This is a genomic window from Halorubrum lipolyticum DSM 21995, from assembly GCF_000337375.1.
GTDB lineage: Archaea > Halobacteriota > Halobacteria > Halobacteriales > Haloferacaceae > Halorubrum > Halorubrum lipolyticum.
In genome coordinates this window covers 60,233-66,483 of the sequence record NZ_AOJG01000034.1, presented here as the reverse complement: position 1 = coordinate 66,483, position 6,251 = coordinate 60,233, and the positions used below count along the sequence as shown (strand labels likewise).

The 6,251-nt window shown below is 72.1% G+C and carries 6 protein-coding genes; all 6 read left to right on the top strand.

What is annotated here, in order from left to right; all coding sequences use genetic code 11:
* A partial coding sequence (locus C469_RS12700) for a chemotaxis protein CheA (protein ID WP_008007187.1) occupies positions 1-1,896 on the top strand: 1,896 nt, incomplete at its 5' end.
* Positions 1,893-2,702 (top strand): CheR family methyltransferase, encoded by an 810-nt coding sequence (locus C469_RS12695; RefSeq protein WP_008007185.1) that lies wholly within the window; start codon positions 1,893-1,895, stop codon positions 2,700-2,702. The genes C469_RS12700 and C469_RS12695, both read left to right, overlap by 4 nt.
* Positions 2,702-3,910 carry a HEAT repeat domain-containing protein gene (locus tag C469_RS12690; RefSeq protein WP_008007184.1) on the top strand — a complete coding sequence of 403 codons (1,209 nt, stop codon included), beginning with the start codon at positions 2,702-2,704 and terminating at the stop codon, positions 3,908-3,910. The genes C469_RS12695 and C469_RS12690 overlap by 1 nt, the downstream gene beginning before the upstream one ends.
* Positions 3,911-4,783, top strand: a complete 873-nt coding sequence (locus C469_RS12685) for a CheF family chemotaxis protein (protein ID WP_008007181.1) — start codon at positions 3,911-3,913, stop codon at positions 4,781-4,783.
* Positions 4,784-4,847: 64 nt separating this feature from the next.
* Positions 4,848-5,561, top strand: a complete 714-nt coding sequence (locus tag C469_RS12680) for an HAD family hydrolase (protein ID WP_008007180.1) — start codon at positions 4,848-4,850, stop codon at positions 5,559-5,561.
* Positions 5,558-6,241, top strand: a complete 684-nt coding sequence (locus C469_RS12675; RefSeq protein ID WP_008007178.1) for a class II aldolase/adducin family protein — start codon at positions 5,558-5,560, stop codon at positions 6,239-6,241. Before C469_RS12680 ends, C469_RS12675 begins: the two co-directional genes overlap by 4 nt.
* Positions 6,242-6,251: the final 10 nt, after the last annotated feature.

Sequence of the window (6,251 nt, the reverse complement as noted above, 5' to 3'; positions counted from 1 at the left end):
GGCGCCGAGGAGGAGGACGCGACCGAGGACGGCGCCGAGACCGAGGACGGCGCCGAGGAGGAGGACGCGACCGAGGACGGCGCCGAGACCGAGGACGGCGCCGAGACCGAGGCGGGCGAGGACGACGCTGACGACCTGTCCGTCCCCGAGCTCCCCGACGCCGCGGCCGCGCTCGACGACCCCGTCGTGTACGCGGACGTGACGATCGGCGAGACCGCGATGGCGGGCGTCGACGCGGCGCTCGTGTTGCAGGCGCTCGACGGCCAGTTCGGCGAGTTCGTCACGGTACCCGTCGCCGAGGCGCTGGAGGACGGGGAGTACGAGGAACGGTTCGACGCCTTCGTCGCCGACGCCGACCCCGCGGTCGTCGCCGAAGGGCTCGGCGCGCTCACGCAGGTCGAATCGATCGCGACGGCGCTCGTCGCGGAGGAAGCCGGCGAGGGTGGCGAGGGCAGCGAGGGCGGCGCGGCCGACGAGAGTGCCGACGAGAGCGCCGACCCCGACGAGAGCGCCGACCCCGACGAGAGCGCCGACCCCGACGAGAGCGCCGACCCCGACGCGGACGCCGTCAGCGAAACCGACGACGCGGAAGACGCGGGCGACGAGAGCCCCGAAGACGACGCCTCGTCCGGGTCCGACCCCGCGTCCGACTCCAACTCCGGCGACGAGATCAAGTCGATCCGGGTCGACGTCGGCCAGGTCGACGAGCTGTACGGGCTCGTCGAGCAGCTGGTGACGAGCCGGATCAAGCTCCGGCGGGAGCTAGAGGAGCTGAACGCGCAGTCGGACGCGCTGGACGAGCTCGATAAGCTCGCCTCCAGCCTGCAGGACACGGCGATGGACATGCGACTCATCCCGTTCTCGCAGGTGTCGGACTCGTTCCCGCGGCTCGTCCGCGATATCTCGCGGGACCTCGACAAGCGGATCGACTTCGAGATCGAGGGCGACGACGTGGAGCTCGACCGCACCATCCTCACGGAGATGCGCGACCCCCTCGTCCACGTCCTGCGGAACGCGGTCGACCACGGGATCGAGACCCCCGAGGAGCGCGAGGCCGCCGGGAAGGACCCGACCGGCCACGTCAGGCTCACGGCCGAGCGCGAACGCGACCACGTCATCATCGAGGTGGCCGACGACGGCGGCGGGCTCGACCCCGATCAGCTCCGCGAGAAGGCGGTCGACGAGGGCGTCAAGAGCCGCGAGGCGGTCGAGGCGATGGAGGACGACGAGGTCTACGACCTCGTCTTCCACCCCGGCTTCTCCACCGCGGAGGAGGTCACCGACGTCTCCGGGCGCGGCGTCGGGATGGACGTGGTCCGGACGACCGCGCGCGACCTCGACGGCTCGGTCTCCGTCGAGAGCGACCCCGGCGAGGGGACCACGGTCCGCTTCCGGCTCCCGGTCACCGTCGCCATCGTGAAGGTGATGTTCGTCGACGTGGGGGGCACGGAGTACGGGATCCCGATCAAGTCGATCGCGGAGGTCGCCCGCGCGGACGACGTGGAGGAGGTCCACGGCGACGAGATCGTCCGTCACGAGGACGACCTGTACCCCGTGATCCGACTGAACGAGCGCCTCGCGGACAGCGGGGCCGCGGCGGCCGGGTCGGGGGCCGGCGGTCCCGCGGAAGCGGACCCCGCGGAGACCGACACCGCCTCCGCGGAGACCGACGCCGCCTCCGCGACCACCGACGGCGGCGTGACCGACGAGGGGATGCTCGTGCGGATCCGCGAGGAGACGCGGCAGGTCGCACTCCACTGCGACGCCGTGCTCGATCAGGAGGAAGTGGTCGTGAAACCGCTCGACGGGCCGCTGTCGGGGACGCCGGGCCTCAGCGGCACGGCGGTCCTCGGCGACGGCGACGTCGTGGCCGTCCTCGACGTGGTGAGCCTATGAGCGGCGGGAGCGAGACGCCCTTCGAGGGCGTCCTTCGCCAGATCGACGACACCGTCCCCTTCGAGCCCGGCTACTACAACGAGTCGTACCTCGACCGCCGGATCACCGCCCGGATGCGCCGGCGCGACACCGAGTCGCACGCCGAGTACGAGCGGCTGCTCCGGGAGGACGACGGCGAGCGCGAGGCGCTGATGGACGCGCTCACGATCAACGTGACGGAGTTCTTCCGCAACCCGGAGATGTGGGACGCGCTCCGCGGCGTGCTCCGCGAGCGGACGAGCGAGCAGCGCCGGGTCCGCGTCTGGTCGGCCCCCTCGGCCGACGGGCGGGAGCCGTACTCGGTCGCGATGCTGGCCTGCGACGACCCCGAGATCGACGAGTCGCGCGTCGAGGTGCTCGGCTCGGACATCAGCGAGGAGGCGCTCGACAACGCCCGCGAGGGCGTCTACCACACCACCCGCACGACCGACATCGCCGAGGAGCTGGCGCCGCTCTCGGACCCCGACCGCTACGTCGAGCGCGACGGCGACTCGTTCCGGGTTCGGCGGGCGGTCCGCCGGCTCGTCGACTTCGAGACCCACGACCTGATCCGCGACGGGTCGCGCGACCCCTTCGACGTGGTGTTGTGCCGCAACCTGCTGATCTACATCGACGTGGACCACAAGGGGGCGCTGTTCGACACGCTCGAGGCGTCGCTGGCGGAGAACGGCGTGCTCGTGCTCGGGATGACGGAGAGCGTCCCGCCGGACCGCTCGGACAGGTACGAGCCGATCGACAAGCGCCGACGGGTGTTCCGGAGGGTCTGATGTCGCTGTACCAGCACGCGCGGGAGGGCAACGCCGAGCGGCTCAGGGACGCCATGGGCAGCGACAGCGCCGCGGTCCGGAAGCGCGCGGCCGAGTTCCTCGGCGAGATCGCCGAGCCCGACGACCAGCCGTCCATCGACGCGCTCCTGCGCGCCGCGACCGGCGACGACGACGCGCAGGTCCGGGGGGCCGCGGTCGACGCGCTCGACGAGGTCGGCGAGGCGGCGCTCGAACAGCTCCTCTCGGAGCTCACCGGGACGAAGGGGTCCGAGGCGGAGTGGGTCACCGCCCGGAAGTTCGCGCGCGCGCTGCAGGCCGACCGCCCGGAGCTTCGGATGGCCGCCGCCAACGCGCTCGGTCGCCTCGACGACGCGAGCGGTCTCCAACACCTCGTCGAGGCGCTCGACGACGAGGACCCCCGCGTCAGGCTCCGGGCGTGTCAGGCCTGCGGGACCTTCGCCGACCCGCGTGCGGTCCCCGGACTGGCCGGGCGGCTCGACGACGAGCCGCGGGTCCGGCGCGCCGCCGCGAACGCGCTCGGAAACATCGGCACCGACCGGGCGCTTTCGCCCCTCTTGGACCTGCTCGACGACGGCGACGAGCCGCTCCGGCGGATCGCGGCGGGCGCGCTCGGGAAGGCGAACAACCCGGAGCCCGTGGAGCCGCTCGCGCGGGCGCTCGGCGACGAGAGCGCGGTCGTCCGCAACGCCGCGGTGTACTCGGTCATCGAGCTGCTCTCGAACGTGCCCACCCAGCAGAGCCACGCGGTCCGCGACCGGGTCGTCTCCGAGCTGAAGCAGGCCGACGACGCGACCGTCGTCGAGCCGCTCGTCGAGATCCTCACCGACGGCCAGCAGAGCCGCCAGCGCCGGAACGCGGCGTGGATCCTCGGGCGCGTCGCGGAGCCGGAGTCGGCCGTCGCGATCGAGGCGCTCGCGGACGCGCTCGCCGACGAGGACCCCCAGACCGCGCAGTTCGCGGCCACCAGCCTCAAGAGCCTCGGCGGCCCGATCGTCGAGGACCGGCTCCTCGACCGCCTCGGCACCGAACACCCCGAGGACGCCCGCGCGAAGGCGGTGTTCGTGCTCGGGCAGATCGGCGGACAGGAGACGCTCAACCGGCTCGAAGGGTTCACCGACGACGACAGTCCCGCGGTCCGGAAGCGGGTGTTCTCGGCGGTCTCGAAGCTCCGGGCGGGGGGACCGTAGATGTCGGGCGAGAGCGGCGAGTACAAGGTCGCCGACACGCAGGCGCGGTTCGCGGTCGCCGTCCGCGACGGGCGGAAGATGAGCGACGTGTCGTGGACGCCCGGGCGCGTGCTCCTCTCGAACCGCCGGCTGATCTTGGCCGGCAACGACGGGAAGCGCACGGTCCCGCTCTCGGACCTCGAGGGGCTCGGCGGGCGTCACGACGCCAACCAGTCGGTCGCGCGCGTCTCCAACTACGTCAGCTTCGACCTCGGCGATCAGGTGTTGCTCGTCAACGCCGCGGACCACGAGTCGTTCGAGCGCGACGTGTACCGGGCGCTGCTCGACCAGCGGACGGTAACCGCGAAACACCCCGCGATCGAGGGCGGCGTCGTCCAGGAGACCGAGTGGGAGCAGGCGCGGGTGAAGATCGACGAGAACGGGCTCAACGCGGCCCTCGAAAGCGGTGCGTTCGTGAAGTTCGACCTCGACGACATCAGCGGGCTCGACGCCGCGAAACGCACCGTCAACGGCGAGAAGAAGCCCGTGATCGAGGTGTCACACACCGACGACGAGGGGACGAGCATCGAGACCCACATCGCCGGCGCCCCCAGCCGGATGCGGTTCGTCGAGGCGTGGCTCCGGAAGGGCGAGGAGCGCTCGTCGACGAACGTCGACCTCTCCAGCCGCGACCGGGAGGTGTTGATGGCGCTGTACTCCGGCGTCTCGCCGTTCGAGATCCCCTCGTTCCTCGGGATGGACGTGGACGCCGTCGAGGAGACGTTCGAGCGGCTCGTCGACCTCGAAGTGGTCGAAGAGGTGCGGGTGCGACGCGAGGTCGCGCTGAACTCTCGCGGGCGCAACATCGCCAGCGAGGCGATGAACGAGCAGTAGCCGTCGGGCGATCGCTTTCGGGGCGTCGAACCACTCTTAAGTCACAGCCCGACCGAGAGGGCGCATGAGCTACGAGGCGGTGTTCTTCGACCTCGACAACACCCTGTACCCGTACGCCCCCTGCAACGAGGCGGGCAAGCGGGCCGCCCTCGCGGCGTTCCGCGAGCGTGGGTACGAGATGGACCGCGAGACGTTCGACGAGCTGTACGCGACCGCGCGGCGGGAGTCGAAGCGGGAGACCGCCGGCACCGCCGCCTCCCACGACCGGCACATCTACTTCAAGCGCGCGCTGCGGCGCCACGCCGGCGAGCGCGACGCCGCCGACGCGCTGGCGCTCGGCGACGCCTACTGGGAGGGGTACGCGGCCGAGATGGAGCTGTGTGACGGGGTCAAGCGCGTCTTCGACGCCCTCGCCGAGGCGGGGACGGACATCGCCGTGGTAACTAACCTCACCACACGGGTCCAGCTGCGGAAGCTCTCGCGGCTCGCGATCGACGACCGGGTCGACCGGCTCGTCACCTCCGAGGAGGTCGGCCGCGAGAAGCCGAGCGCGATCCCCTTCGCGACCGCGCTCGCGGCGTTCGATCGCCGGCCGAGCGAGGCGCTCATGGTCGGCGACAACGTCGGCGCCGACGTGGCCGGCGCGAACGCGGTCGGGATGGACACGGCGCTGTTCGTCGCCGACGGCGAGACGCCCGCCATCGACGAGCTCGACGGCGACCGGCGACCGGACCATCGGCTCGACGCGTTCGCCGACCTGACGGAGGTGGCGGCGTGACCCGGAACGGGGGCGACGCCGACGACGCCGCTCCAGACCTTCTGCGCGACGCGCGCGAGGCGGTCGTCGCGTACGCGCCGGCGCTCGCGGACCTGACGCCCGGCCGGACCGGGAACCTGAGCGTCCGCGAGGGCGACCGGGTCGCTGTCACGCCCACCGGCGTCCCGTACGACGCCTTCGACGCGACCGACGTGCCGGTGGTCTCGCTGGATGGCGAGCGGCTGGCGGGCCGGATGGCCCCGTCGAGCGAGGTGCCGATGCACACGGGCATTTACAAGCACGACCGGCCGGGCGCGATCGTCCACACCCACTCGCCGTGGGCGACGACGATGGCGACGCTCCACCGGAAGCTCCCCCCCGTCCACTACATGATCGCCGCCGTCGGGCGGGAGGTCCCGCTGGCCGACTACGCGCCGTACGGCACCGAGGAACTGGCGGCGAACGCCGTGGGCGCGATGGCCGAGGCCGACTCCGACGCCGCGATCCTCGCGAACCACGGGCTCGTCGTCACCGGCCCCGACGTCGAGACGGCGGTCGAGAACACCCACCACGTCGAGGACCTCTGCCGGCTCTACCTCCGGGCGTCGGCGGTCGGCGAGCCGCACGTGCTCTCCGACGAGCAGATGGCGACCGTCGAGGAGCGGTTCGAGAGCTACGGTCAGCAGCCGGACGCGGAGTAGGACGAATCTC

Bases quoted from the DNA above. Each gene is read 5' to 3' on its own strand.
- C469_RS12695 (WP_008007185.1), top strand. From the start codon at position 1,893: ATGAGCGGCGGGAGCGAGACGCCCTTCGAGGGCGTCCTTCGCCAGATC.
- C469_RS12685 (WP_008007181.1), top strand. From the start codon at position 3,911: ATGTCGGGCGAGAGCGGCGAGTACAAGGTCGCCGACACGCAGGCGCGG.
- C469_RS12680 (WP_008007180.1), top strand. From the start codon at position 4,848: ATGAGCTACGAGGCGGTGTTCTTCGACCTCGACAACACCCTGTACCCG.
- C469_RS12690 (WP_008007184.1), top strand. From the start codon at position 2,702: ATGTCGCTGTACCAGCACGCGCGGGAGGGCAACGCCGAGCGGCTCAGG.